This window comes from Alkalibacillus haloalkaliphilus (assembly GCF_007991275.1).
Lineage (GTDB): Bacteria > Bacillota > Bacilli > Bacillales > Alkalibacillaceae > Alkalibacillus > Alkalibacillus haloalkaliphilus.
The window spans coordinates 48,751-74,429 of sequence record NZ_BJYA01000001.1 but is presented as its reverse complement, the minus strand read 5'-3'; the positions used below and the strand labels follow the sequence as shown (position 1 = coordinate 74,429).

Sequence of the window (25,679 nt, the reverse complement as noted above, 5' to 3'; positions counted from 1 at the left end):
CCAAAATCCACCCCTCGACCGCCAGAAAAACTCCACGAACGCCAAAACACGCCCTTCAATCGCCAAAAACAGCGCCCCTTATACCCACCCCCACCTTCACATGACCCAATCCACCCCCACCAACCAACAAAAATTAAAGTAAAACAGCGCTTAAATGATATAATAAAAAATATAGATATAATTTTTGCTTGAATTGACGATAATGTATGATATTCTGTAAACTAGGAAAATAGCTAAAAAAGTTCCTGTTAACTGGGTAAAGGAGTGCTGGTTGTGAGCTTAACAAAGTACAGTAAAGAAGAAGTTAAAGAATTGTCCATGATTGATATTGCGTACGAGATCATGCTAGAAGAAAACCAAGCTAAAAACTTCCAAGATATTTTCAAGCTAGTTGCTGAAGCAAGAGGTTTTTCAGAAGAAGAAAAACAACAATTTATTTCTCAGTTTTATACAGATTTAAATATTGATGGCCGTTTTCTGTCTGTCGGTTCAAATCTTTGGGGATTAAAGCACTGGTATCCGTTCGATCAAACGGTTGAAGATGCATTTGTTGCTGAGGAAAAACCAAAGAAGAAGAAAGCGAAGAAGAAAAAAGCTAAAGAAGAACCAGTCGCTGAAGAAGAAGTCCTTCTTGAAGACGATCTAGCGGTTGAAGATGAAGCAGATTCAGAAGAAGTTATTGAAGACGAAGTTGACGATCTTGAGAAAGATTTAGACAAAGGTGACGAAGACGAAGATTTATAAAAAACGAACTTGACTTTAAATTGACATAGGCGTATTATTCTATGTGGGCTCTCTAAAAATAAATGTAAAGCTCCCGAATTGAATTCGGGAGCTTTTTTTGTTTTTTATATAGTTTTTTGACAAACCCTAACGATAGAGAAAGCGAGGCAGAAAAGAATGACGAAGTATATTTTTGTAACAGGTGGAGTAGTTTCATCATTAGGAAAAGGAATTACAGCAGCATCATTAGGACGCTTATTAAAAAATCGCGGGTTAAACGTGACGATCCAAAAGTTTGATCCATACTTAAACGTAGACCCAGGTACGATGAGTCCTTATCAGCACGGTGAAGTGTTCGTTACTGAAGACGGTGCAGAAACAGATTTGGATTTAGGTCACTATGAACGTTTCATCGATATTAATTTAAATAAATATAGCAATATCACAACAGGTAAAGTCTATTCATCTGTAATACGTAAAGAACGTCGAGGAGACTATTTAGGTGGTACAGTCCAAGTCATCCCTCACATTACAAATGAAATTAAAGATAAAGTATATCAAGCAGGAAAAGAAACGAATGCTGATGTTGTCATTACAGAGATCGGCGGTACAGTAGGTGACATTGAAAGCTTACCGTTTTTAGAAGCGATTAGACAGCTGAAAAGTGATGTTGGTCGCGACAATGTCATGTACATCCATTGTACGCTAGTGCCTTTCTTAGAAGCAGCTGGTGAGTTAAAGACGAAGCCAACGCAACACTCAGTTAAAGAATTACGTTCATTAGGTATTCAGCCAGATGTGATCGTTTTAAGAACTGAACGTGAAATTAGCCAAAGCATGAAAGATAAAATCGCACTATTTTGCGATATTAACGAAAAAGCTGTCATCGAAGCACGTAACTGTGAAGTGCTATACGAAGTGGCGCTTGAAATGCAAAGCCAAGGTTTAGACCAGTTAGCGTGTGACCATTTCGGATTAGATAACTCTGAAGCAGATATGACGGAGTGGAATCAGCTAATCGACCAAGTGAAAAATTTATCGAAAACGACGACAATAGCTTTAGTCGGTAAATATGTAGCGTTACAAGATGCTTATATTTCAGTCGTAGAAGCGTTAAAGCATAGTGGTTTCGCTTTCGATTCCGATATTAAAGTTAAATGGGTAAGCTCTGAAGAAGTGACAAAAGACAACGTAGATGAGTACTTAAACGACGTAGATGGCATTTTAGTGCCTGGTGGTTTTGGTGATCGCGCGATTGATGGCAAAATTGAAGCAATCCGTTATGCAAGAGAAAACAAAATCCCATTCTTAGGTATTTGCTTAGGTATGCAATTGGCAACAGTTGAGTATGCACGTAACGTATTAGGGTTAGAAGGTGCCCACTCAGCAGAAATCGAACCGTCAACACCATACCCAGTCATTGATTTACTACCAGAACAAAAAGACGTCGAAGATCTAGGTGGAACGTTACGCTTAGGTGTATACGCCTGCCGCTTAGAAGAAGGAACAAATGCATATGAAGCTTACAATGATGAGCTAGTGTACGAGCGTCACCGTCACCGTTATGAATTTAACAATGAATACCGTGAACAAATGGAAGCTGAAGGGTTTATCTTCTCAGGCCTTAGCCCGGATGGACGTTTAGCAGAGATTATCGAATTAAAAGATCACCCTTGGTTTGTAGCATCACAATTCCACCCAGAATTCAAATCAAGACCAACTCGTCCGCAGCCGTTATTTAAGAAATTTGTCGAACACTGTGTAAAGTAACTGTAATATGTAAGAAATTTTAGAATTCATAAACAAATTGGCCAGATTGGATTGATTTTCCTCTATTATTCCGTTAAAGTAAAATTAAAAGTGACGGAATAAGGTGATTAAACGTTATGGGAAAATTAAAAGCAGTCGTTATTGACGATGAATCAGGTGTCTCATTATTAATGAAAGAGTTATTAACACAAGACGGCTTTGAAGTGTTTACATTTGCGAATGCAATTGAGGCCTTCAAAGTCGTTGAAAATGAACACATAGACATATTCTTCGTAGATTACTTACTTCCTGGCATGAGGGGAGATCACTTCATTCAAGAAATTAGAGAACAGGGTCACAAATCGCCTGTTATTCTAATGACAGGACTATCCAAAATGCAAGTTAAAGAAAGCAGTGAATCAACGTATCAAGATGTTTTAGAAAAACCATTTTCAATTAAGGATGTTATGGACTTAATTGAACAGCACGTGAGGAAGCCACAACACCATAATGTCTAGTTGCGAAATCACGGCACAATTGGTATTCTAATACTATACGATTTTATTAGTAAAAAACACATCATGTCATGACATGGGAGGAAACAATTGTGCCTTTTTTATCAAATGGTAAAGGTCAAGTCGTACAAGCTGTCCTACAAGGAGCAGAAACGCAAGCACCTACTACAAATGGTGTTTCTGATCGTGCTGCTCAGCTTTGTTATGGCTTAAACTCTACCCTTGATGAAATAAGGGACATGTGTCTGAACCAAAAGTATAAACTTATATTCAACGGCTGATCCATGCGAAATGGGTTGGCCTTTTCGTGTATGCATTATTATTAAACTAAGTCATAAAGGGGAAAACGTGTTATGAAATTTTTTATCGATACAGCGAATCTTAATGAAATTAAAGAAGCTAACGCTTTAGGCATCTTATCAGGAGTGACAACAAACCCATCATTAGTTGCTAAAGAAGGCGTCTCTTTTCACGATCGCCTTAAAGAAATTACACAAGAAGTAACAGAAGGTTCAGTCAGTGCAGAAGTGATCTCTGAAGATGCTGAAGGAATGTTAAAAGAAGCAGAAGAATTAGTGAAAATCGCTCCAAACATTACAGTTAAACTTCCGATGACACTTGAAGGACTAAAAGCGTGTAAATCATTAACTGACCAAGGTGTTAAAACGAACGTTACATTAGTATTCTCTGCTAACCAAGCGTTACTTGCAGCTCGTGCTGGTGCAACATACGTTTCGCCATTTTTAGGACGTTTAGATGACATCGGTCAAAACGGGTTAAACTTAATCAAAGAAATTGCACAAATTTTTGATATACATGGTATTGATACAGAAATCATTGCGGCAAGTGTTCGTCACCCAATGCACGTATCAGAATCGGCATTACGTGGTGCACACATTGCAACAATTCCATTCGGTGTCATCCAACAGTTAGTGAAACATCCACTGACAGACCAAGGCATTGAAAAGTTTTTGAACGATTGGGAAAAAGCTAATCAAGAATGATTATTGAAAAAGCGCACATACTACAACTAGACGAAGCATCACGAACGTATACGACCATAAAATTGCGACGAGGGGTATTCGTATGGAAAAGTTACTAATCGAAGGAGGCCACCAATTAAATGGAGAAGTTCGGATAAGTGGAGCGAAAAACAGCGCAGTAGCTTTATTACCAGCTACGATCTTAGCCGAATCAGAAGTAACAATTGAAGGTCTTCCGAATATTTCTGACATTCAAATATTAAAAGAATTGCTACGTGATATCGGAGGTGACGTATCGCAAAACGGTGATGAAGTGACGATTGATTCATCTGAAATGGTAGCAATGCCACTGCCTAATGGACGTGTGAAGAAATTGCGTGCCTCTTATTATTTCATGGGTGCAATGCTCGGCCGTTTTAAAAAAGCGGTTATCGGTTTACCGGGTGGTTGTGACTTAGGCCCACGCCCGATCGATCAGCATATTAAAGGTTTTGAAGCTTTAGGTGCTGAAGTAACAAACGAACAAGGTGCCATTTACTTAAAAGCTGATGAATTAATTGGAGCGAAAATTTACCTCGATGTTCCAAGTGTTGGTGCGACGATTAATATTATGCTTGCAGCGGTACGGGCAAAAGGTAAAACGACCATTGAAAACGTAGCGAAAGAGCCGGAAATCATTGATGTTGCGACGTTACTAAATAGTATGGGTGCTAATATTAAAGGGGCAGGTACTGATGTCATCCGAATAGAAGGTGTCGATTCACTAAAAGGATGCCAACATACAATTATACCTGACCGTATTGAAGCAGGAACTTATACGATTTTAGCAGCTGCAAAAGGCGAAGAAGTGCATATTGATAACGTCATCCCAACACACCTAGAATCGTTAACAGCTAAGCTCCGTGAGATGGGCGTTGAAATTGAAGAAGGAACAGATTATTTAGTCGTTCGAGGCAATCGTGAACTGTCTAGCGTTGATATTAAAACGTTAGTTTACCCAGGATTCCCGACCGACCTACAACAACCTTTTACAGCTTTACTCACACAAGCGCATGGAACAAGCATTGTAACAGATACGATCTATCAAGCGCGTTTTAAACATGTCGATGAACTTCGTCGAATGAATGCGAATATAAAAGTTGAAGGAAGTTCAGCAGTTATAACTGGCAAATCACCTTTAGAAGGTGCCAAAGTAAAAGCAAGTGACTTACGTGCAGGTGCATGCTTAGTCATAGCAGGTCTTATGGCTGATGGAGTTACAGAAGTTGTTGGCATTAATCATATTGAACGTGGCTATGACGGAATAACCGAAAAGCTTAAAATCTTAGGTGCGAACGTCTGGCGCGAACAAATGACAGATGAAGATATAAGAATGTTCCAAAACGCATAAACGATAAGGGATTAGAGAAAACGGGGGAGGACATAACGATGGAAAGAAGTTTATCAATGGAAATTGCACGTGTTACAGAAGCAGCTGCCTTAGCATCAGCGCGATGGATGGGCCGTGGAGAGAAAGAAGAAGCAGACGGTGCAGCTACAGAAGCGATGCGAACAGTATTCGATACAGTTCCAATGAGAGGAACTGTCGTGATCGGTGAAGGGGAAAAAGACGAAGCTCCGATGTTATACATAGGAGAAGAAGTAGGACTTGGAGAAGGGCCTGAAGTAGATATTGCGGTTGACCCAGTTGAAGGAACGAATATCGTTGCATTAGGTACATGGAATGCACTTTGCGTAGTTGGAATCGCAAATCGTGGACGCTTACTTCACGCACCAGATATGTATATGGAGAAAATTGCCGTTGGACCAGAATCTGTTGGCAAAATTGATTTAGATGCATCAGTTGAACAAAATTTAACAGCGGTTGCAGAAGCTAAAGGTAAAGACATTGAAGATATCGTCGTCGTTGTATTAAACCGTCCTCGTCACGATCAATTAATTAAAGAAATTCGTGAAGCAGGTGCTCGCATTAAGCTCATTCCAGATGGAGACGTAGCTGCATCAATTAATGCTGCCTTCGACCATACAGGTGTTGATGTTTTGATGGGTGTCGGTGGTGCACCTGAAGGCGTACTCTCAGCAATCGGTCTAAAAGCACTTGGTGGAGAAATCCAAGGCCGACTAAAGCCAGTTGATGAAGAACAAGAAGCGCGTTGCCGTAAGATGGGCATTGAAGACGTTAATCGCGTGTTAAAAATGGACGACTTATGTGGTGGCGATGATGCCATTTTCGCAGCAACAGGCATTACAGACGGAGAATTACTACAAGGCGTTCAATTTAGAGGCGACAAAGCAACTACAGAAACAGTTGTTATGCGTGCTAAATCAGGAACAGTTCGCTTCATTGATGGGACACATAGCTTGAAGAAAAAGCCAGATCTCGTCATTAAAGATTAAAAAATTGTCTATAATTGTACTAAGGCTGCAGTCAATCGACTCAGCCTTAGTTTCATTAGATATATTGGATTAGTCGCTTTTCTAAGATAAACTTGCGCACTCAACTTAAAAACGATACAATATAGAAGCTATACCCCGAATAAAAAATTCTTCTCAAAGAATAAAGACAAACAATCCCAAAATCTTTATTTTCCATTTAATTAGAATTAAACATAATGTAAAAATTAATAAAGCGTGGTGTTTTTGTGTCAAACCCAATGACGATTGCACAATTAGAAACGAAGACGCTAAAGGAACTATATGCTTTAGCACGTGATTTAGGCGTTTCTTATTATGCAAAATTAAACAAAAAAGAATTAATCTTTGCGATCTTAAAAGCGCAAACAGAAAAAGACGGTAAACTGTTCGTCGACGGCGTACTTGAAATCATTCAGTCAGAAGGCTTCGGATTTCTACGTCCAATTAACTATGCGCCAAGCCCTGAAGATATTTACATCTCAGCGTCGCAAATCCGTCGTTTCGACTTACGTAACGGTGACTTAGTATCAGGTAAAGCAAGACCGCCGAAAGAAAATGAACGTTACTTCGGTTTATTACATGTTGATGCTGTAAACGGTGATAACCCTGAAAGTGCAAAAGAACGTATTCACTTCCCAGGTTTAACAGCACTATATCCTGACCGTAAAATGCATTTAGAAACGACTCGTAACCTATTATCGACACGTATTATCGATATGATGGCACCAGTCGGGTTCGGTCAGCGTGGACTAATCGTTGCACCGCCAAAAGCGGGTAAAACATCAATTTTAAAAGAAGTTGCTAATAGCGTCTCTGAAAATCACCCAGACTCAAAACTGATCATTTTACTCATTGATGAAAGACCAGAGGAAGTAACAGACATTGAACGTTCTGTTGCAGCCGATGTAGACGTTGTAAGCTCGACTTTCGATGAAGTACCAGAAAATCATATTAAAGTGTCTGAACTTGTACTAGATCGTGCTATGCGACTAGTAGAACATAAACAAGACGTTATCATTTTAATGGATAGTATTACACGTCTAGCACGTGCTTACAATCTAGTCATCCCACCAAGTGGACGAACTTTATCTGGTGGTATCGACCCAGCTTCATTCCACCGTCCGAAACGTTTCTTCGGTGCAGCGCGTAACATTGAAGAAGGTGGAAGCTTAACTGTACTTGCAACAGCATTAGTTGATACAGGTTCACGTATGGACGATGTTATTTATGAAGAGTTCAAAGGTACAGGTAACATGGAGTTACACTTAGACCGTAGCATGGCTGAACGACGTATCTTCCCAGCTATTGATGTACTACGTTCTGGTACACGTAAAGAAGAACTATTGATTCCGAAAGAACAGCTAGATAAGACGTGGGCAATTCGTAAAACGATGCAAGATCAACACGGTTTCTTAGACCGATTCTTACGTCGAATACGCTCTTCTAAAACGAACGAAGAGTTCTTCAAGATCATGGACGATGAAATGCAAGGGAAGAACTAAGTTGTCTAAAACACCTTGCAAAATAAATGTCGAGTTGGTATAATCACTCTGTATGACTTGTAGAAGTTAGCTCCCGTCTATAGACGGTTTTAAATCAACTCTGATTCCACAAAGGATTCAGGGCAAGGAGGAGTGTTAATCATGAAGGAAGGTATTCACCCGGAATATCGCAAAGTTGTATTTTTAGATACAAGCTCTGATTTCAAATTCCTAAGCGGTTCAACAATGGAGTCTGAAGAGACAATTGAATGGGAAGACGGTAATACGTACCCATTAATCCGTGTTGAAATCAGTTCTGCTTCACACCCGTTCTACACTGGTAAGCAAAAAGCTGACAAAGTTGGTGGCCGTGTAGACCGCTTCAAGAAAAAGTACAACATGTCATAATACTGGCAATTCAACACAAGGAGCTGACCGTTCAACTCAGCTAAACACCATACTAGATTATATAACTTTATATCATCTATGTTGTGGTGCTTGGCTTGTACGGTCGGCTTTTTTTATTTTTTATAAGAAATAGCTATTATATTTGTTCATAATAAGGGTAACCCATAAACAAATGGGCACCATTTTTTTATTAAATTCAATGCAAAATTTGTAAAAGATTGTTAAACGAGGTGCTGAATATGATGTATGTGATGAAACATAGCGGTTGGATTGAAGTAATCTGTGGCAGCATGTTTTCAGGAAAATCAGAAGAATTAATTCGTCGTGTTCGCCGTGCTACATACGGTAATTTAAATGTACGTGTTTTTAAACCAGCAATTGATAATCGTTACGATGATGAATCAATCGTCTCTCACAACGGCAACTCAATTATTGCTCGACCGATCGATGATATTAGTGAAATACTAGATCAAGTTGACGACCAAGTTGACATTGTCGGAATTGATGAAGTACAGTTCTTTAGCGAGAACGTCGTTGATATTGCTCAACATTTAGCTGACCGTGGCATACGTGTCGTCGTTGCCGGCTTAGACCAAGATTTCCGCGGAGAACCATTTGGCTCGCTACCAGAGCTATTAGCATTAGCAGAAAACGTTACAAAACTAAATGCCATTTGCCCAATTTGCGGCTCACCAGCAAGCCGTACCCAACGTCTAATTGATGGCAAACCAGCATCTTATGATGACCCTGTCATTTTAGTCGGAGCATCTGAATCATATGAACCGCGTTGCCGTCATCACCATGAAGTACCAAACCATCCAAGACTCGGAACACGCGTATCTTCAACCCATTCAAATGAATATTAAAAGAGATAAAACTCGACTACACTAGTCGAGTTTTCCGTATTGTATAGCCTAAAAAATGGATCTAAAATATTTGTTGGGGCAGCTGTACAATTTCTTACTAAAAAGGTTGGGTGTCTTTTACCTGAACCGTTGGTATCAGGTGATCCGCTCTCGGTGGACGCTTTCCGCGGGCACGGCTCGAGCCTCCTCGGCCCAAAGAACGGGGCCTGTGGGGTCTCGAGACTCGTGCTGTTCCCGCTGGAGTCGCCACCTTCGCTCCTCACCTGATACCAACTCTGTGCTTCAACCAGAAATACAAAAAGCACACTAACTCCCTATTTGTTATCCTTGTTTTATACCAACAAAACAAAAACAAAGGGAGTTGCGTGCTTATGCATCATGACATTACCAGGATTGGAAAGCTTTCAAGTAATTGATATACGAAAGGAAAATGGATACTATCACATATATGTTGAACGCCCACGTGAGATGACACCTTGCCCTGTTTGTCAAACATCAACACAAAAGATTCACGACTATCGCTGGCAAAAGATTAAACACAATCGCTTATTTAATCGACCTACTATCGTTTGGTACCATAAACGTCGTTATCAATGTCATCAGTCATCTTGCCGGAAGCGTTTTGGTGAACCGAGTGACCTTTTGGCACGCTACCAAAGGCAGTCACAGGAGTTTAATCAAGCCTTAGGGCTTGAAACAATCCACGGTAAAACGTTTAAGGATACAGCGCATCGGTTTGGTATCTCACCAAAGACAGTTATGAGCCGGTTTGATATGGTTAGTGAATCTCTTCTTAAAAAACAGAACAGTATTTGGATTTCGGCGCTTTGATCGATTGCGCCGAAAAGTGTTATTACATCACTAGTATAAACATGTACAAGGACACATGGCATAAATAAGGAGTGCCCAAATGGGCACTCCAACATTTGACCTAGAACCCAAAAAATTAATCAAACGTTTGATTAAGACAGATTACATAAATCACCCATATTCTTTCATACTAATTTTAGGCTCTATACTAAATGTGGTGTTGTCCATTATTACAACGGTTATTAAAGAAGTTGATGAATGAACGGGTGGTTTGTGATTCGCTTTCGGCGGACGATTGCACCCACAGGGCACAAGTGCAACATCTGCTCAAACGTCGCTAGCTGTTTGTCGCAGTGTTTTCTATGCAGGGGCACGGCTTCAGATAATGGGGAGAGAAGTGCACATTCCCCAGTGCGAAAACACTAGAAATAGAGAGAAGATAACTAATTAAAACAAGAAGACATAGCCACTTCTGTGTTAGGTGAGCAGTAATAAGCGGAATCAAAATGCGTAGACTCCAGCGGGAACAGCACGAGTCTCGAGACCCCACAGGCCCCGTTCTTTGGGCCGAGTGATGCACCTGCGTCTACAAGCAATGCTCCGAAGCAGGCTTCCTCGGTGCAAGTTTCAAAGATGCAGTTTCGATGAAGTTGCCTGGCTCGAGCCGTGCCCGCGGAAAGCGAAGCATTTTGATGTAGCGATGATAATAGAGCTTGTGCCCTGTGGGTAAAAGCGAAGCATTTTGATAAAGCTATGTTAAGATTCAATCAAACGTTTGATTAAACGTGTAGCATTACATAAATCAGCCATATTCTTTCATACTAATTTTAAAGATATGCCTTGAGAAAAACTTTATAGGTTTGCGACGAAATTTTTTCACTTTTTATGGTATGATATAATGTGGAGTAATAAACAGAATAGTTAGAGGTGGACGTTAATATGTTCGATAAATTACAAAACCTTGAGGACCGTTATAACCAATTAACCGACTTACTAATGGATCCCGAGGTCATTAATGATTCCAATAAATTACGCGAATACTCAAAAGAACAAGCAGAACTACAAGCAGTAGTTGATAAGTATCGCCGTTATAAAGAGATTACAGAGCAAATAGAAGACGCCAAAGTCATGTTATCAGATGAATCAGATGAAGACATGGTCGAAATGGCTAAAGAAGAATTAGAAGAGTTACAACCAGAAGTTGAAACATTAGAACAAGAAATGAAATTACTACTTATTCCGAAAGACCCGAACGATGATAAAAACGTTATTATGGAGATCCGTGGTGCTGCTGGTGGTGATGAAGCGGCATTATTCGCAGGCGACTTATACCGTATGTACTCTCGCTATGCAGAAACGCAAGGCTGGCGCATTGAAGTCATTGAGTCACACGAAGCAGACGTTGGTGGTTATAAAGAGATCATCTTTATGATTAATGGTAAAGGTGCCTTCTCACGCTTGAAATACGAAAATGGCGCACACCGTGTACAACGTGTTCCAGACACTGAGTCAGGTGGCCGTATCCATACATCAACCTCAACAGTTGCCGTATTACCTGAAGCAGAAGAAGTTGAAATTGATATTAACGAAAAAGATATTCGCGTAGACACATTCGCTTCAAGTGGTCCTGGTGGTCAAAGTGTAAATACAACAATGTCAGCCGTTCGTTTAACACACGAACCAACAGGCGTTGTCGTATCGTGTCAGGATGAAAAATCGCAAATTAAAAACAAAGAAAAAGCGATGAAAGTACTTCGTGCCCGTATTTATGAAATGTATCAGAAAGAACAACAAGATGAGTTAGATGAAAACCGTAAATCAGCAGTTGGTACGGGTGACCGTTCTGAACGTATTCGTACTTACAACTACCCACAAAACCGTGTGACAGATCACCGTATCGGTTTAACGATTAATAAGTTAGACCAAATTGTTGAAGGTAAGATTGATGAAATCGTTGAAAGGTTAACGATTGAAGAACAAACGTCTAAATTAGAAGAAATCGGTGAATAAGATGACAAAGCGAACAGTAAGGGAAGCCCGCACTTGGGCTTCTTCTTTTTTAAAAGAGCATAACCGTGAAGAGCGTGTCGCAGAACTCTTGTTACGTTATTTGTTAGGTGTTAACCAAGCCCAATTTTTAGCGATGCAAACCGACTATGTTGACCCGCACATTGAGCACGAGTTCATCTCTTGGGTTAAAGATCACGCTGAATCAGGTAAACCAATTGAGCATTTTACTAATGAAGTCGAGTTTTATGACAGGTCTTTCTATGTAGATGGTCGTGTACTTATTCCGAGGCCTGAAACGGAAGAATTAATTGTAGCGTTATTAAACGAAGTGAAAAATCCGCAAACGGTTATTGATTTAGGGACAGGAAGTGGCATTATAGCTATTACGTTAAAGAAAGAATGGCCAGAAGCTAAAGTCTATGCGTCTGACCTATCTGAAGAAGCCTTGTCGGTAGCACATATTAACAGTCAAAAGTTAGGTGCCGACGTTCAATTTGAAGAAGGTGACTTTTTAAAGCCATTTCTTAATGAAGGCATTACACCAGATGTCGTCGTTTCAAACCCACCCTATATTCCGTATGCTGAACGCGAGCATTTATCTGAAACAGTTTCGTTCCACGACCCAAGCCAAGCCCTTTTTGCAGAAGACGGCGGACTTGCCGCTTATGAAACAATTATTAACCAAGTCATACAGTTACCTCAAAAACCTGAGCTAACGGCTTTTGAAATTGGATACGATCAAGGTGAAACAGTGCCTAACCTAATCAAAAAATATGACTCGAGAGCACAAGTAAAAGTAATTCAAGACATTAACGGAAAAGATAGAATTGTTTTGTGGAGATGAAAAGCCCTGGCGTAACTACTGAGCGCCAGGATTTTATTATTTTTGCCACTCCTCTTTCAACACCCCATAAACAACATGATCAACATAAACACCATAAATATTTTCAGCAGCACGAATAGTTCCTTCCTCTGTGTATCCCAATCGCTCTGGAACCGCACGACTTTTAATATTTTCTGAAGCAGCGCGAATCTCAACTTTATTCATCTTTAAATAGTTAAAAGCGTAATCGGTTAAAGCACTCGCCACTTTCGATATAATCCCGTTACCTTGATACCCTTCACCTAACCAGTAACCGATATTGGCGATATGGTTGGAATAATCTAGCTTGTTGTAGCCAGCAATGCCTACAACTTCGTCTCGAAAAACAATCACCGCATGTAACCCACTATTTTCAGCATAACTTTTCTTCGCCATCTCAATAAAGCCCATCGTATCTTCTCGCTTCTTAATGCCATCAACCCAATTGAGCCATTCTCTTAAATAGTCACGTCCATCATCCGTTAATTTGTACACCGCGTCACGATCGCCTTCATCAATTAGTCGCAAATAAAGGTCCTCATCAATGTTATAAGTGAACATACCGCCCACCTCCTAGTCTTTTAAAGTATTCTAACATTTTTTACTAGATTCATGTATAGATTAAGTCTCTCAAGTCAACAATGGGGTTAATAGATTAAGAGAAAGGTTTGAGGGGCATGCGTTACATTATCGTTGGTTTGTTAGTCATCGTTATGATTCAAGTATTTTTTACAGAAAGTGTAGCAGAGCAGCAAGACGAATCAGACTACATCGTCATTCCAGATGAAGCGATTCGCCTTCGTATATTAGCTGATTCGAACGAAGAAGAAGCTCAGAAAGTGAAAGATCAAGTTCGTGATGAAGTAAACGAACAAATTACGGAATGGGTTGAAGAATTAACGTCAATTGAAGTTGCTAGGGAAACTATTATTGAGAACCTTCCGAAAATAGAAGAAATCGTAGCAGATGTGACAGGTGATGATGATTTTACCGTTGAGTTCGGTGATATTCAATTCCCAGATAAAGTGTACGACCGTTTTGTTTATCCTGGTGGCGAGTATGAAGCGATTTTAATTACGTTAGGGTCAGGTGAAGGCGACAATTGGTGGTGTGTCTTGTTTCCGCCGTTATGTTTCGTTGAGTTCGCAGACGGTACTACAGTGCTAGAGCACGACGATGAAGAAGAAGTAGAGTTAGAAGAAGAACAAGAAGCAGAAGTTAGCTTTTTTCTATGGGATTGGTTAAAGAAATTGTTAGGAATTTCATAGATTTGTTCATAATCAATCATTTTCCTTCATAGCTTAATAGAGAAAAAGGCTAGGAGGCGAATGTAATGATTAAAGTGGTGCATATGAATGAAGTGTCAGAATTAGAATATGAACAGTTTTTTAAAGAAGGACATGCTAAAGACCAAAAACCGCAAGAAGAATGGGCGAAAGAACACGGCTATTTTTTAGAGCTAGAGGGCCAAAGAATTGGCTATTTCGTCTTATACCCTGTAAAAGATGGCGTATGGTTAAGAAAGTTACTTATGAAAGAACAAGCGAATCCTGCTCTTATTATTATGACGTTTGAATGGATTTCAGAATATGCTCAACGTGTCGGTTATGAAAAGTTATTTGCGCACGTAGACGATCCCAATCGAGAAACGCTATTCGAGATGAATCATTTCAAAGAGTCAGCACAATCGCCATACCCAGAGGCTAATTTAGACGGTAAATGGTACGAAAAATTATTAATTGTTAACGCCGAATAAGTTGTTTGCACTTTTGCTGTTTTCCTTCCATAATAATAGAAGTTAATTTAAGAGTAGAAGGAGAACGGCGATGGAGACGATTTGTTGGAAAGTAGACGAAGATGAACAACTTCAAAATCATCCATATATAATAAAAGCGGCGAAATATTTGAGTCATGGGAAGACAGTCGCTTTTCCGACTGAAACAGTATACGGTTTAGGTGCTGATGCTACAGATGAACAAGCTGTACAAGCTATTTTTGACGCAAAAGGTAGACCCGCTGATAATCCGTTAATCGTTCATGTTGGAAGTCGAGATGTCGTAGAGCAATATGTGACACATATTTCGGCAAAAGCACAGCAATTAATTGAAGCTTTTTGGCCAGGGGCTTTAACGATTATTTTACCGTCAAAAGGTGGCTTGGCAAGTAATGTCACAGCAGGTCTTACGACAGTTGGTGTTAGAATGCCAGATCATCCGGTTGCTTTAGCGTTGTTGCAAGAAGCGGCAATTCCAGTTGCTGCACCAAGTGCCAACAGTTCAGGTAAGCCAAGCCCGACCTCACATGAGCACGTTTTACAAGACTTAAACAGTAAAATAAACGGTGTTGTCGACGGTGGACAAACGGGGGTCGGTGTTGAATCGACCGTTATTGATTGTACGTTAGACGTGCCGATGATTTTACGTCCTGGTGGTGTCACGCAAACGCAAATCGAAGCGGTAATCGGTGCAGTCAACCTTGCGCCATCATTAGTTAAAGGTGACGATGCCCCTCGTTCACCTGGTATGAAATATAAACATTACGCTCCTGACTGCCCAATATGGGTCGTTTCAGGGGGGAGCCACCATATGCGTGAAATAATTGAACAGCAACAGTCTGAAGGCATGCGCGTCGGCTTAATGGTCAGTGACGAAAGAGCTGAAGAATTAGATCTAGCAACTGACTTAAGTCTTGGAAGTCGCGACAATTTAACCGAAGTAACAAGACGTTTATATCATACTTTACGTAAAGTCGATACATTACAATACGACGTTGTTTTAGCCGAGTCCTTTTCAAAAGCAGAGATCGGCGAAGCGTTGATGAATCGTCTTGAAAAAGCAGCAACCAAAATTATATAACAGACAGTCACGCTCATCTTCTAAAATGACTGGGACATGCATACATTGAAATAGTATGTCCGAGCATAGGAGGAACGAGCGTGATTTCTTTTTACGAAAGCTTAACCCCTTTTTTATTGATCGCTTTTGCGATTGGTATGGACGCATTTTCCGTCAGCATGTCTGTAGGTTTAATGCGACAACGTTTACGTATGTTAGCTTTTTTTATTGGACTAGTAGGTTTATTCCACATTGTTATGCCACTATTCGGTATGGGACTTGGTCACTTTTTATCACATCAACTCGGTGCTATCGCACAAATTATCGGTGGCTGGATGTTAATTATGATCGGTATCCAAATGGCAATCGCGACATTTTTTGAAAAAGATATGCAAAGGTATGTCGGTTACACGAGTTTATTTATTCTTGCTTTTACCGTCAGTTTGGACAGCTTTTCTGTCGGAATTACGATCGGAATGTTAGGGATCAATTTATTCGTTGTCGTCATTTTGTTTGGTATCATTAGCATGCTTTGTTGCTGGGCGGGTATTATGTTAGCGCAACAAGGAGAGCGCTTTTTAGGTCGTTATTCAGAAGCGCTCGGAGGCGTAGTCTTAATAGGGATTGGAATTCAAATGGTTTGGTAAAACAAATGACAAGATGACAAAAATCGAGTAAAATGGAACTAGAGTCGAAGCCAAAGTTGCAGGAGGGAATCTAGTTGCAGCGAGTGTTATTTGTCTGTACAGGAAATACGTGCCGCAGCCCAATGGCAGAAGCGGTGTTAAAGCATAAATATCCACATTTTGATGTACAATCTGCTGGAATGTTTGCAGGTTACGGTCAAAGAGTGAATGATAATGCGAGACAAGCGCTTGAAAATAAAGGCATTACATGTAATCACACATCTCAACCAGTTACTCGCGAGTTACTTAATTGGGCGGATTTAATTTTAACGATGACAGATGGCCATAAACAAACGATCAAGCAAGAGTATACAAGCTTTGATGATAAGCTGTTCACGTTAAAAGAATTCGTTGATGATGAAGGCGACTTAGATATTGTTGATCCAATCGGGTTAAGCGTTGAGACATATGAGCATACATTGCAAGAAATAGAGAACTATATAGACCAAATGGTTGCAAAGCAGGAGGGAAATTCATGAGAGTAATTATCGCATCAGACCACGGTGGCATTAATTTACGTAACGAAATCACATCACTATTAGAAGAGATGAACATTAACTATGAAGATATCGGTTGTAGTTGTGAAGGATCGGTCGATTACCCAGATTACGGTATTCCAGCAGCTGAACGCGTAGCAGACGGTGAATTTGACTACGGTATTTTAGTTTGCGGAACAGGGATCGGCATGACGATCTCAGCTAATAAAGTAAAAGGTGTCCGCTGCGCTTTAGTACATGATGTCTTCAGCGCAAAAGCTACACGTCAACACAATGATGCCAACGTGATCGCTCTAGGCGAACGCGTTATTGGACCAGGCTTAGCGCGCGAAATCATTTCAACTTTCTTAAATGAAGAGTATGAAGGTGGACGTCACGCTAATCGTGTTGCCAAAATTAAAGCATACGAAGAACAATAATGATGATCGAATCGTCGGATGAAAAGTCCGGCGATTTTTTATAGTGCGCTATTGGAAGATACTGGTTTATCAGCGAAAAGTTTGTTATTCCGGCGATTTTCTCGATAATCCGGCGAAAAATTCATTATTCCGGCGAAAATCAAAATAATCCGGCGAACTCACCTCATAATCCGGCGAACGCCGGAAAACCCAACGCACAGACCAACTCTGGATAATTTTTTCAACAGTCCAAGCAGAAAGCATATACCTATATGCGTCTTTTTGTTATACTTTAAATAGATGTTTTCCTCGCAAATTGGAGGGGTGATCATGACATTACAAAAGCTACAACAAGACTTCCAAACGATCATGACCGATTGGAAGCAATCTAATGTCGTTAAAAGCGGACAAGTAATGGTCGTCGGCTGTTCAACGAGTGAGATTGCAGGTGAAACAATTGGCTCAGCGGGAAGTACAGAAATTGCCGAAGTGTTGCACACACAGTTGAAAGCGTTTCAACAAGAAACGGGCGTACATGTTGTCTATCAATGTTGTGAACATTTAAATCGCGCTATTGTTATGGAGCCAGCGTTACAACAAAAGTTAGGCATAGATGAAGTAAGTGCCGTGCCACACCCAGCTGCAGGAGGGTCTATGGCAGCCTATGCTTATAAAAAAATGGACGACACTGTCTTAGTGGAACACATAAAAGCAGACTTAGGCATGGATATTGGCGACACGTTAATTGGCATGCATTTAAAACACGTCGCAGTCCCATTGCGTTTTTCTAAAAAATCACTCGGTGATGCACACGTAACATTTGCTTACACGCGCCCGAAATTAATCGGTGGAAACCGCGCGATCTACCAATAAACTAATAACCTAGTAAACGTGCCATTTGGCTCAATATAAATACATAGGGAGGCTTTACATATGACACATTTGCACAACCAATTAAACGAAGTAGACCCAGAAATGCTAGAAGCGATTAATAAAGAGAAAAATCGTCAAAACGACAAAATTGAACTCATTGCTTCTGAGAACTTTGTATCTGAAGCGGTTATGGAAGCAGCAGGCTCTGTTTTAACGAATAAGTACGCTGAAGGTTATCCTTCTCGTCGTTATTACGGCGGTTGTGAGTATGTCGACATTGCTGAAGACTTAGCGCGTGACCGTGCCAAAGAATTATTTGGAGCAGATCATGCAAACGTACAGCCTCACTCTGGTGCGCAAGCGAATATGGCTGTATACTTCGCTGCCCTTAAGCCAGGCGACACTATTTTAGGCATGAACTTAAACCACGGTGGCCACTTAACACACGGTAGCCCAGTGAACTTCAGTGGTAAGCTATACAACGTTGTCGATTACGGTGTTGAGGAAAGCACTGAAACGATCGACTACGATGCTGTTTTAGCAAAAGCTAAAGAAGTTGAACCGAAAATGATCGTCGCTGGTGCATCAGCATACCCTCGCGAAATTGATTTTAAAAAGTTCCGCGAAATTGCTGATGAAGTAGGCGCGTACCTTTTAGTTGATATGGCACACATTGCAGGTTTAGTTGCTGCTGGCTTACATCAAAGCCCAGTACCACACGCACATTTTGTAACGACGACAACACACAAAACATTACGCGGCCCACGCGGTGGCTTAATTTTATGCCAAGAAGAATTCAAGAAAAAGATCGACAGTAACGTATTCCCAGGCATGCAAGGTGGTCCACTAATGCATGTCATCGCAGCAAAAGGTGTAGCGTTTAAAGAAGCGTTAGACTCGTCATTTAAAGACTACTCACAAAAAGTGATCGACAACGCTAAACGTCTTGGCGAATCACTGAAAAAAGAAGGCATTCGTTTAGTATCTGATGGCACAGACAACCATCTATTATTACTAGACGTTCGTCCATTAAATTTAACAGGAAAAGTAGCAGAAGCGGCACTTGATGAAGTCGGTGTCACAACGAATAAAAACACAATCCCATTTGATCCTGAAAGCCCGTTTGTCACAAGTGGTGTTCGTATCGGTACAGCAGCTGTTACATCACGTGGTTTTGGCGACGCAGAAATGGATGAAATTGCATCAATCATTGCCTTTACATTAAACAATCATGAAGACGAAGCTAAATTAGAAGAAGCTAAAGCACGCGTTCAAGCGCTAGCTGACAAGTTCCCAATGTATAAGTAACATAAAAAGTGGTGAGTCAAATCACCACTTTTTGTGTGCTTACATTTAAATAATTTAGCTTATATTAAAAATATAAGTTGCATATAGCGACAGTTTTCGCTACAATTCAAGAGATATTTTAAAAAGGAGCTGTTCGTTTTGGGTAAAGTTTACGTATTTGATCATCCTTTAATTCAACACAAAATCACATACATTCGTGACAAAAATACTGGTACAAAAGCATTCCGCGAGCTCGTCGATGAAGTATCAGCATTAATGATGTTTGAAATTACACGCGAGCTACCACTAGAAGAAGTTGAAGTAGAGACACCAGTCGCTACAGCAAAATCAAAAGTTCTAGCAGGTAAAAAGCTAGGAATCATCCCAATCCTACGCGCCGGATTAGGTATGGTTGACGGCATCGTTGATTTAGTCCCAGCAGCAAAAATTGGCCACGTTGGACTTTACCGCGACCCAGAAACGCTAATGCCAGTTGAATACTACATCAAGTTACCTTCTGACATTCATGAACGTGAATTAATCGTGACAGACCCAATGCTAGCAACAGGTGGTTCAGCAATCGAAGCGATCCACTCATTGAAAAAACGCGGCGCAACACAAATTAGCCTCATGTGCTTAATCGCAGCACCAGAAGGCGTTGAAGCCGTACAAGAAGCACACCCTGACATCGACATTTACGTAGCAGGCTTAGATGAAAAACTAAACGAAAAAGGTTACATCATCCCAGGCCTAGGCGACGCAGGAGACCGCCTATTTGGAACGAAGTAATTTTTTTAAAAAAAGCAGTAGCCATGAGCTGCTGCTTTTCTGTTTGGGAGGGTAATTGTCGGACGAGTCCCACTTAATGTCGGACGAAGCGTCATAATTGTCGAACGAGCTCCACTTAATGTCGGACGAAGCGTCATAATTGTCGGACGCACCCCACTTAATGTCGGACAAAGCGTCATAATTGTTGGACGACCACCACTTAATGTCGGACAAAGCCGTATAATTGTCGGACAAACTCCACTTAATACCGAACACCCCCAACTTCTCTCCCACCCGCACGCATTATTTTCCTTTTTATGTATAAACTAACGAAAATCGGAGGGATTCACATGCGTCTAATCATTTCACTCACGTTTTTCATATTGCTCCTCACTCAAATCACTTACCAAACCCACGCCGACTCAGACGTTTGGATCGTCGAACTTGATGAGAAGCTAGAAGTCGTTGTCGAAAATATTGAGCGTGACTATCCTTTTGTTGAGATTTTATATACATATGACACATTGCTTCAAGCAGTTGCTGTAAAAGGTGCTGAGCGCCATATGGAAGACTTACACCAAGAAGAATGGGTACAAACTTACTCAAAAGCAAGCACATACACCGCACCGCAAATTCAAAACACGACAAGTCCAACACAAATGCCTGACTACCACGATCACCAGCATCCGTACACAGGAAAAGGAGTCAAAATTGGCGTAATCGACACGGGGATTGACTACAACCACCCAGACCTCACCGAAAATTACAAAGGTGGGTTTGACGCAGTCGATTTTGACGGCGACCCGATGGAGACAACGGCAGATGAAGGGATGCCGACGAATCACGGGACTCATGTAGCAGGCATTATCGCGGCTAATGGAAGTTTGCGTGGTGTGGCGCCAGACGCTGAGATTTATGCATACAGAGCGCTTGGCCCAGGAGGTTCAGGTACGTCGGCACAAGTGTTAGCGGCATTAGAACAAGCGGTGAAAGACGGCATGGACATTATAAACTTATCATTAGGCACAGACGTGAACAGCCCCGATTACCCGATGGCTCAAGCTGTTAATAAAGCATTCGAATTAGGTGCAGTCATTGTCGCCGCTAATGGCAATAGCGGGCCAGAAGATTGGACAGTAGCATCCCCTGCAACGGCTAAAAACGCTATTTCCGTAGGTGCTGCTTACACAGAAATCGAGCTACCCTTTATAGAAGTTTTCGATGAAGAGCCAATCCCAATCAGGTCAATCCCGTACAGTGAACCATGGGATTTCACCCAACCTCATCCAATTGAACACATTGCAACGTTAGAACAACTACCATCATCGATTCATGACCGAATCATCATCATCGAGAAGAAGCATTACAAATATGGTGAAATAGTAAGTGAAGTGTCGCAAAAAGGTGCATCAGGAATCATCATATATAGTGATGAAGAAGATGATCCTAACACGTGGGACTGGATCCTCTCGCCATTACCTGTTGCCTATATAACAACAGAAGAAGCAGAAACCCTCACAACTAACGAAACATGGTTAGAGACAATCTATTTAAAAGATGAAAACAATATCGCCTCGTTTAGCGCGCGAGGCCCAGTAACAGCGGATTGGACGATTAAGCCTGATCTTGTAGCACCGGGTGTCGATATTGTTAGTACAGTGCCAGATGGGTATGCTGCGTTTCAAGGAACGAGTATGGCCGCACCTTATGTAGCTGGTGTTTTAGCTTTACTAAAAGAACAAGAACCGGACGCTAGCCCACAAACATTAAAAGAAAAATTACTTACAGCAACAGCACCATTTGAACAAGACCCAAGCAGTCAAGGAAGTGGTTTCATACAAATGGACAACCTTCCTGATCAAAACTACCGCATAGAAAATGAAGCAATTAATTTAGGTAAAGTCACTGATTCAACCGAAAACCATAAACATACAATAACGATTCATAACGAAGATGAAGCACCATTAAACGTCACTTGGAACATTCCAAGAAGACAAAGTGGCTTAAATTGGAATATACCGCTAACAACGACAGTAGAAGGCTTCTCAAAAGAGGATTTTGAAATCGCTATCAATTTTCAACAAAAAATATTAAAAAAGGGTGTTCATGAAGGGTATATTTCATTAAAATTGAATGGTGAGGATAAACAACTTCCTTACTTGTTTATTCATGATACAGCCGACTACCCAAAAATTACTGGACTAGAAGTCGAAGCACCGCCTTTCGACGAAGAAGAGCTGCAAATGAAACTATACGTAGCTGAAGATTTAAAAGCGCTTACAATTGAGCTCTTTGACCAAGACTTAATCAGTCAAGGTATCGTCTTAGAAAGTGAAAGTATTTCGCAAGGAACGTTTGAAAAGTCACTTAACAAGAAAGCCTTAGAGAGTGGTATTTACGAGGCAGTGATTGAGGTTGTCGACGATCAAAATAACACGTTATATGAGTCAAAACAAATAATGATTCCATAAGTCTATAATTTTGTCAAAAAGTTGCCTTAAAATCATCACAAAACCAATTGACTTATATAGGGTGCTATTGTATGCTATTTTAGTGTGGAATGATTAGGTTAAAAGGCGAAAAAAGTTGAAAAAAGTCACTTTTTTTGTTTATGAAAAATCATTCTAATCTTAGTGATTTTGTCTGAAATTCTGTGATAGGTAGGTAAAATATATGAATCATCCACTAAGAGGGATGGCGATTACAACCGCGATTCTTAGTCATTTATCAGGCGCTACAGTTGTTGGGATTTTACTCGGCAGGTGGCTTGATAGTTATTTTCAGACAAGTCCTCTTTTATTATTAGTAGGGTTATTTTTAGGATTAGCCGCTGGTGTATATGGAACAATTAAGCTAGTAACTAAGTTTTTAGGAGACGACGCATCATGACATATTACAAAATCATGGTCAACCGTCAACGAATGTGGATGCTCTTTCTGTTAGCTATATCAGTTCTAGGATGGGGCTTCACAGACTACGAATCAATCTTCGCAGGTCTGATTTTTGGACAAGTCGTTGGATTTTTTAACTTATACTTATTGCAAAAGAAGATTAACGTAGTTGGAGAAAAAGCGGCTAACAACCAAGCGGCGAAGTCGTTAGGAGCTTTATCAAGGTTCGCAGGAGCGATCTTGCTCGTTGTGGTTGTCTTAAGATTTCCCGAATATTTTCATTTAATCGCTGCCATTGTAGGTTTAATGACACCTTACATTGTCATTATGATAGATTTTATTTTCCATCACAAAGAGACTACCACTACGAAAAGGGGTGAATGATGTGGATCACGGTTCTCCTATGTACGAAGATGTCTTTGGGATAAGTTGGCTAGACTTTAACTTATCAAACGTCCTTATGACATTTGTTGCGTCTTTAGTTGTGTTTCTCATAGCAGTTCTTGCTAGTCGCAACTTGCAACGTAAGCCTACGGGGGTCCAAAACTTTATAGAATGGATCTTCGACTTCGTTAAAGGCATGATTTCGAGTGCTATGGATTGGAAAACTGGTAGACAGTTTCTTCCATTGGCAATCACACTACTCATGTACATCTTTATTGCCAATATTCTTGGTATTATGTTCATGGTAACCATCAATGGTGACCTATGGTGGAAGTCACCGACAGCTGACCCAGGAATCACGTTAACGCTGGCTGTAATGGTTGTAGCTTTAACACATTATTATGGAGTTAAGTTGAGAGGTACTAAAGGATACTTAAAGAACTTCTTTTCACCTATTCCAATTTTATTTCCATTAAAAATTGTAGAAGAATTTGCCATCACCTTAACGTTAGGTATGCGTTTATATGGTAACATTTTCGCTGGTGAGGTTTTATTAGCACTACTTGTAAGCTTCATGGCTTCAGGTATGTTAGAAGCAGCAGCAGGATTTATTCCAATGCTACTATGGCAAGGTTTCAAACTATTCATTAGTAGTATCCAAGCATTTATTTTTGTTATGTTAGCTATGGTTTATATGTCGCACAAAGTGATGGAAGACCATTAAGCTTATAGAAATTATTTAAACAAAATTTATTAGATACTTAGAGGAGGATTATAAAATGGAATTATTAGCAGCTGCAATTGCAGTAGGTTTAGCGGCACTTGGTGCAGGTATTGGTGTAGGTTTAATCGCAAGTCGTACAGTTGAGGGTATTTCACGTCAACCAGAACTACGTGGTGCTCTACAAACAACAATGTTCATCGGTGTTGCCCTAGTAGAAGCGGTACCGATTATCGCGGTAGTTATTGCATTCATGGTTATGTAATTAGTTTTCTATTACATGACATCAACATAATGGCGAAGTGACAATGAGAAACTTCGCCATTCCTTTATGTTAGTTTGTGCAAAATGAATAAAAGGAAACGTAACTTTCGCGAAAGAGCGTTAACATCGTTTTTCCTTTTAAGCCTTAAAGGGATGATTAGGCGAAAGGAGTGAAGGCTTTGTTAGACCCACGTTTATTTATTTTAAACGCAGAAATTGGATTTAATGCAGGCGATATGATCGTGCAACTAGTTATGTTCGTCATACTACTAGCACTAATTACGAAGTTCGCTTGGCGTCCATTAATGAACGTCATGCAAGAGCGTGAGGAACATGTCGCAAATGAAATAGATACAGCAGAAAAGAATAGACAAGAATCTGAACGTTTAATGAAAGAAGCGCAAGACGAGTTAAAAGGCACTCGTGAAAACGCTCAGAAGATCATCGATGACGCTCGTAAAACAGCTAAATCTGAAGAAGCAGAAATGATTCAAACTGCAAAATCAGAAGCAGAGCGCATTAAAGAAAGTGCACGCCAAGAAATCGAACAAGAAAAAGAGCGTGCTGTGCTAGCATTACAAGAGCAAGTTGGTACATTATCTGTACAAATTGCAAGCAAAGTAATCGAGAAAGAATTAACTGTGGATGAACAAGAGAAGCTAATTAACGAATACTTAGAAAAAGTAGGCGAGAGCAAATGAGTAATTCAACAGTAGCGAATCGATATGCAAATGCTTTGTTTGAAATTGGAACAGAAAAGTCTAACTTACCTCAGTTAGAAGAAGAGTTAAACACAGTTATTGAAGTGTTTACTAAAGACGAAGAGCTTAAAGCTTTCTTTGAGAATCCACGCGTTTCAAAAGATCAAAAGAAAAACTTCATCCGTGAAGTGTTCAAAAGCTTTTCTCAAGAGACAGTTAACTTATTACTTGTCTTAACGGATAAAAGCCGTATGAACTCATTAAAACAAATCGTAAAGTCTTTTGTGGACATGAAGAATGAAGCAAGAGGCATTGCAGAAGCTGATGTATATTCTGTTCGTGCTTTAACTGAAGATGAACAACAACAAATCCAAAATGTGTTTGCGAAAAAGTTAAACAAAAACACCCTTCGCATTAATAACATTATCGATCAAACGATCCTTGGTGGTTTAAAAGTTCGCGTTGGTAACCACATCTTTGATGGTACGGTTGCTACAAAACTTAAACGCATTGAACAGAGTGTCGTCTCTGCAAACAAGTAAAGATAGGGGTG

Annotated in this window: 31 protein-coding genes and 1 pseudogene; 30 read left to right on the top strand and 2 right to left on the bottom strand. The window is 40.3% G+C overall.

Annotation, left to right across the window (positions count from 1 at the left end):
- Positions 1-273: 273 nt before the first annotated feature.
- The 14 genes and pseudogenes from rpoE (at position 274) to prmC (ending at position 12,804) form a co-directional block, all read left to right on the top strand.
- The gene (gene rpoE, locus AHA02nite_RS00365) at positions 274-744 is read left to right on the top strand and encodes a DNA-directed RNA polymerase subunit delta (protein WP_146813273.1); all 471 of its coding nucleotides are present in this window, start codon (positions 274-276) and stop codon (positions 742-744) included.
- A 156-nt stretch (positions 745-900) separates the two neighbouring features.
- Positions 901-2,493, top strand: a complete 1,593-nt coding sequence (locus tag AHA02nite_RS00360; RefSeq protein WP_146813271.1) for a CTP synthase — start codon at positions 901-903, stop codon at positions 2,491-2,493.
- A gap of 116 nt (positions 2,494-2,609) precedes the next feature.
- On the top strand, positions 2,610-2,990 hold the full coding sequence (locus AHA02nite_RS00355) for a response regulator (protein WP_146813269.1): 381 nt from the start codon (positions 2,610-2,612) through the stop codon (positions 2,988-2,990).
- 89 nt (positions 2,991-3,079) lie between these two features.
- A complete protein-coding gene (locus tag AHA02nite_RS00350; protein ID WP_146813267.1) occupies positions 3,080-3,268 on the top strand; it encodes a hypothetical protein in 189 nt (62 codons plus the stop codon).
- Between the two features lie 72 nt (positions 3,269-3,340).
- On the top strand, positions 3,341-3,991 hold the full coding sequence (fsa, locus tag AHA02nite_RS00345) for a fructose-6-phosphate aldolase (RefSeq protein ID WP_146813265.1): 651 nt from the start codon (positions 3,341-3,343) through the stop codon (positions 3,989-3,991).
- Between the two features lie 82 nt (positions 3,992-4,073).
- Positions 4,074-5,360: a UDP-N-acetylglucosamine 1-carboxyvinyltransferase gene (locus AHA02nite_RS00340; protein ID WP_146813263.1), complete on the top strand. Its 1,287-nt coding sequence runs from the start codon at positions 4,074-4,076 to the stop codon at positions 5,358-5,360.
- 38 nt (positions 5,361-5,398) lie between these two features.
- Positions 5,399-6,367, top strand: a complete 969-nt coding sequence (gene glpX, locus AHA02nite_RS00335) for a class II fructose-bisphosphatase (RefSeq protein WP_146813261.1) — start codon at positions 5,399-5,401, stop codon at positions 6,365-6,367.
- Between the two features lie 257 nt (positions 6,368-6,624).
- The gene (gene rho, locus AHA02nite_RS00330) at positions 6,625-7,887 is read left to right on the top strand and encodes a transcription termination factor Rho (RefSeq protein ID WP_146813259.1); all 1,263 of its coding nucleotides are present in this window, start codon (positions 6,625-6,627) and stop codon (positions 7,885-7,887) included.
- 141 nt (positions 7,888-8,028) lie between these two features.
- Entirely contained in the window at positions 8,029-8,274 is a 246-nt protein-coding gene (locus tag AHA02nite_RS00325; protein ID WP_017186215.1) for a type B 50S ribosomal protein L31, read from the top strand.
- A gap of 242 nt (positions 8,275-8,516) precedes the next feature.
- A complete protein-coding gene (locus AHA02nite_RS00320; protein WP_146814079.1) occupies positions 8,517-9,140 on the top strand; it encodes a thymidine kinase in 624 nt (207 codons plus the stop codon).
- A 378-nt stretch (positions 9,141-9,518) separates the two neighbouring features.
- Positions 9,519-10,005, top strand: a pseudogene (locus AHA02nite_RS00315) (transposase family protein).
- 45 nt (positions 10,006-10,050) lie between these two features.
- Complete coding sequence (locus tag AHA02nite_RS15015) at positions 10,051-10,212, top strand: hypothetical protein (RefSeq protein ID WP_170235930.1); 162 nt, start codon at positions 10,051-10,053, stop codon at positions 10,210-10,212.
- Between the two features lie 677 nt (positions 10,213-10,889).
- A complete protein-coding gene (prfA, locus tag AHA02nite_RS00310) occupies positions 10,890-11,960 on the top strand; it encodes a peptide chain release factor 1 (RefSeq protein ID WP_146813256.1) in 1,071 nt (356 codons plus the stop codon).
- Position 11,961: 1 nt separating this feature from the next.
- On the top strand, positions 11,962-12,804 hold the full coding sequence (gene prmC, locus AHA02nite_RS00305; RefSeq protein WP_146813254.1) for a peptide chain release factor N(5)-glutamine methyltransferase: 843 nt from the start codon (positions 11,962-11,964) through the stop codon (positions 12,802-12,804).
- A 36-nt stretch (positions 12,805-12,840) separates the two neighbouring features.
- Here prmC and AHA02nite_RS00300 read toward each other — a convergent pair whose 3' ends face one another.
- Complete coding sequence (locus AHA02nite_RS00300; RefSeq protein ID WP_146813252.1) at positions 12,841-13,383, bottom strand: GNAT family N-acetyltransferase; 543 nt, start codon at positions 13,381-13,383, stop codon at positions 12,841-12,843.
- 116 nt (positions 13,384-13,499) lie between these two features.
- On the opposite strand from AHA02nite_RS00300, the gene spoIIR reads away from it, so the two are divergent.
- The 9 genes from spoIIR to upp all read left to right on the top strand — a co-directional run bounded on the left by spoIIR (position 13,500) and on the right by upp (position 20,186).
- Entirely contained in the window at positions 13,500-14,090 is a 591-nt protein-coding gene (spoIIR, locus tag AHA02nite_RS00295; RefSeq protein ID WP_146813250.1) for a stage II sporulation protein R, read from the top strand.
- Positions 14,091-14,155: 65 nt separating this feature from the next.
- A complete protein-coding gene (locus tag AHA02nite_RS00290) occupies positions 14,156-14,578 on the top strand; it encodes a hypothetical protein (RefSeq protein ID WP_146813248.1) in 423 nt (140 codons plus the stop codon).
- Between the two features lie 70 nt (positions 14,579-14,648).
- Positions 14,649-15,677, top strand: coding sequence for an L-threonylcarbamoyladenylate synthase (locus tag AHA02nite_RS00285; RefSeq protein ID WP_146813246.1), 1,029 nt, complete (start codon positions 14,649-14,651; stop codon positions 15,675-15,677).
- An 80-nt stretch (positions 15,678-15,757) separates the two neighbouring features.
- Positions 15,758-16,303: a manganese efflux pump MntP gene (locus tag AHA02nite_RS00280; RefSeq protein ID WP_146813244.1), complete on the top strand. Its 546-nt coding sequence runs from the start codon at positions 15,758-15,760 to the stop codon at positions 16,301-16,303.
- Between the two features lie 83 nt (positions 16,304-16,386).
- The gene (locus AHA02nite_RS00275; RefSeq protein ID WP_307724913.1) at positions 16,387-16,821 is read left to right on the top strand and encodes a low molecular weight protein arginine phosphatase; all 435 of its coding nucleotides are present in this window, start codon (positions 16,387-16,389) and stop codon (positions 16,819-16,821) included.
- Positions 16,818-17,258 carry a ribose 5-phosphate isomerase B gene (gene rpiB / locus AHA02nite_RS00270; RefSeq protein WP_146813240.1) on the top strand — a complete coding sequence of 147 codons (441 nt, stop codon included), beginning with the start codon at positions 16,818-16,820 and terminating at the stop codon, positions 17,256-17,258. The genes AHA02nite_RS00275 and rpiB overlap by 4 nt, the downstream gene beginning before the upstream one ends.
- A gap of 309 nt (positions 17,259-17,567) precedes the next feature.
- On the top strand, positions 17,568-18,110 hold the full coding sequence (locus AHA02nite_RS00265) for a TIGR01440 family protein (RefSeq protein ID WP_174758169.1): 543 nt from the start codon (positions 17,568-17,570) through the stop codon (positions 18,108-18,110).
- A gap of 60 nt (positions 18,111-18,170) precedes the next feature.
- Positions 18,171-19,418, top strand: coding sequence for a serine hydroxymethyltransferase (glyA, locus tag AHA02nite_RS00260; protein WP_146813236.1), 1,248 nt, complete (start codon positions 18,171-18,173; stop codon positions 19,416-19,418).
- Between the two features lie 138 nt (positions 19,419-19,556).
- Positions 19,557-20,186 carry a uracil phosphoribosyltransferase gene (gene upp, locus AHA02nite_RS00255; protein ID WP_146813234.1) on the top strand — a complete coding sequence of 210 codons (630 nt, stop codon included), beginning with the start codon at positions 19,557-19,559 and terminating at the stop codon, positions 20,184-20,186.
- A 5-nt stretch (positions 20,187-20,191) separates the two neighbouring features.
- Here upp and AHA02nite_RS15010 read toward each other — a convergent pair whose 3' ends face one another.
- Positions 20,192-20,365, bottom strand: coding sequence for a hypothetical protein (locus tag AHA02nite_RS15010; protein WP_170235929.1), 174 nt, complete (start codon positions 20,363-20,365; stop codon positions 20,192-20,194).
- A gap of 150 nt (positions 20,366-20,515) precedes the next feature.
- On the opposite strand from AHA02nite_RS15010, the gene AHA02nite_RS00250 reads away from it, so the two are divergent.
- The 7 genes from AHA02nite_RS00250 to AHA02nite_RS00220 all read left to right on the top strand — a co-directional run bounded on the left by AHA02nite_RS00250 (position 20,516) and on the right by AHA02nite_RS00220 (position 25,668).
- A complete protein-coding gene (locus AHA02nite_RS00250) occupies positions 20,516-22,636 on the top strand; it encodes a S8 family peptidase (RefSeq protein WP_170235928.1) in 2,121 nt (706 codons plus the stop codon).
- A 202-nt stretch (positions 22,637-22,838) separates the two neighbouring features.
- Complete coding sequence (locus tag AHA02nite_RS00245; RefSeq protein ID WP_146813230.1) at positions 22,839-23,054, top strand: AtpZ/AtpI family protein; 216 nt, start codon at positions 22,839-22,841, stop codon at positions 23,052-23,054.
- Positions 23,051-23,440 (top strand): ATP synthase subunit I, encoded by a 390-nt coding sequence (locus AHA02nite_RS00240; protein ID WP_146813228.1) that lies wholly within the window; start codon positions 23,051-23,053, stop codon positions 23,438-23,440. The genes AHA02nite_RS00245 and AHA02nite_RS00240 overlap by 4 nt, the downstream gene beginning before the upstream one ends.
- A 1-nt stretch (position 23,441) precedes the next feature.
- Complete coding sequence (atpB, locus tag AHA02nite_RS00235; RefSeq protein WP_146813226.1) at positions 23,442-24,164, top strand: F0F1 ATP synthase subunit A; 723 nt, start codon at positions 23,442-23,444, stop codon at positions 24,162-24,164.
- A gap of 55 nt (positions 24,165-24,219) precedes the next feature.
- On the top strand, positions 24,220-24,426 hold the full coding sequence (atpE, locus tag AHA02nite_RS00230; RefSeq protein ID WP_146813224.1) for a F0F1 ATP synthase subunit C: 207 nt from the start codon (positions 24,220-24,222) through the stop codon (positions 24,424-24,426).
- A gap of 178 nt (positions 24,427-24,604) precedes the next feature.
- Positions 24,605-25,126, top strand: a complete 522-nt coding sequence (gene atpF / locus AHA02nite_RS00225) for a F0F1 ATP synthase subunit B (protein WP_146813222.1) — start codon at positions 24,605-24,607, stop codon at positions 25,124-25,126.
- Positions 25,123-25,668, top strand: a complete 546-nt coding sequence (locus tag AHA02nite_RS00220) for a F0F1 ATP synthase subunit delta (RefSeq protein WP_146813220.1) — start codon at positions 25,123-25,125, stop codon at positions 25,666-25,668. Before atpF ends, AHA02nite_RS00220 begins: the two co-directional genes overlap by 4 nt.
- The last annotated feature ends 11 nt before the right edge of the window (positions 25,669-25,679 follow it).

Excerpts from the sequence above, each read along its gene's own strand:
- AHA02nite_RS00340 (WP_146813263.1), top strand. The coding sequence starts at position 4,074 with ATGGAAAAGTTACTAATCGAAGGAGGCCACCAATTAAATGGAGAAGTT.
- glyA (WP_146813236.1), top strand. The coding sequence starts at position 18,171 with ATGACACATTTGCACAACCAATTAAACGAAGTAGACCCAGAAATGCTA.
- AHA02nite_RS00300 (WP_146813252.1), bottom strand. The coding sequence starts at position 13,383 with ATGTTCACTTATAACATTGATGAGGACCTTTATTTGCGACTAATTGAT.
- atpE (WP_146813224.1), top strand. The coding sequence starts at position 24,220 with ATGGAATTATTAGCAGCTGCAATTGCAGTAGGTTTAGCGGCACTTGGT.
- AHA02nite_RS00265 (WP_174758169.1), top strand. The coding sequence starts at position 17,568 with ATGACATTACAAAAGCTACAACAAGACTTCCAAACGATCATGACCGAT.
- prfA (WP_146813256.1), top strand. The coding sequence starts at position 10,890 with ATGTTCGATAAATTACAAAACCTTGAGGACCGTTATAACCAATTAACC.
- AHA02nite_RS00285 (WP_146813246.1), top strand. The coding sequence starts at position 14,649 with ATGGAGACGATTTGTTGGAAAGTAGACGAAGATGAACAACTTCAAAAT.
- AHA02nite_RS00325 (WP_017186215.1), top strand. The coding sequence starts at position 8,029 with ATGAAGGAAGGTATTCACCCGGAATATCGCAAAGTTGTATTTTTAGAT.
- AHA02nite_RS00290 (WP_146813248.1), top strand. The coding sequence starts at position 14,156 with ATGATTAAAGTGGTGCATATGAATGAAGTGTCAGAATTAGAATATGAA.
- AHA02nite_RS00360 (WP_146813271.1), top strand. The coding sequence starts at position 901 with ATGACGAAGTATATTTTTGTAACAGGTGGAGTAGTTTCATCATTAGGA.
- fsa (WP_146813265.1), top strand. The coding sequence starts at position 3,341 with ATGAAATTTTTTATCGATACAGCGAATCTTAATGAAATTAAAGAAGCT.
- AHA02nite_RS00355 (WP_146813269.1), top strand. The coding sequence starts at position 2,610 with ATGGGAAAATTAAAAGCAGTCGTTATTGACGATGAATCAGGTGTCTCA.
- prmC (WP_146813254.1), top strand. The coding sequence starts at position 11,962 with ATGACAAAGCGAACAGTAAGGGAAGCCCGCACTTGGGCTTCTTCTTTT.
- AHA02nite_RS00250 (WP_170235928.1), top strand. The coding sequence starts at position 20,516 with ATGCGTCTAATCATTTCACTCACGTTTTTCATATTGCTCCTCACTCAA.
- spoIIR (WP_146813250.1), top strand. The coding sequence starts at position 13,500 with ATGCGTTACATTATCGTTGGTTTGTTAGTCATCGTTATGATTCAAGTA.
- glpX (WP_146813261.1), top strand. The coding sequence starts at position 5,399 with ATGGAAAGAAGTTTATCAATGGAAATTGCACGTGTTACAGAAGCAGCT.
- rpiB (WP_146813240.1), top strand. The coding sequence starts at position 16,818 with ATGAGAGTAATTATCGCATCAGACCACGGTGGCATTAATTTACGTAAC.
- AHA02nite_RS00240 (WP_146813228.1), top strand. The coding sequence starts at position 23,051 with ATGACATATTACAAAATCATGGTCAACCGTCAACGAATGTGGATGCTC.
- AHA02nite_RS00220 (WP_146813220.1), top strand. The coding sequence starts at position 25,123 with ATGAGTAATTCAACAGTAGCGAATCGATATGCAAATGCTTTGTTTGAA.
- AHA02nite_RS15015 (WP_170235930.1), top strand. The coding sequence starts at position 10,051 with ATGGGCACTCCAACATTTGACCTAGAACCCAAAAAATTAATCAAACGT.
- AHA02nite_RS00245 (WP_146813230.1), top strand. The coding sequence starts at position 22,839 with ATGAATCATCCACTAAGAGGGATGGCGATTACAACCGCGATTCTTAGT.
- AHA02nite_RS00320 (WP_146814079.1), top strand. The coding sequence starts at position 8,517 with ATGTATGTGATGAAACATAGCGGTTGGATTGAAGTAATCTGTGGCAGC.
- rho (WP_146813259.1), top strand. The coding sequence starts at position 6,625 with ATGACGATTGCACAATTAGAAACGAAGACGCTAAAGGAACTATATGCT.
- AHA02nite_RS15010 (WP_170235929.1), bottom strand. The coding sequence starts at position 20,365 with ATGACGCTTTGTCCGACATTAAGTGGGGTGCGTCCGACAATTATGACG.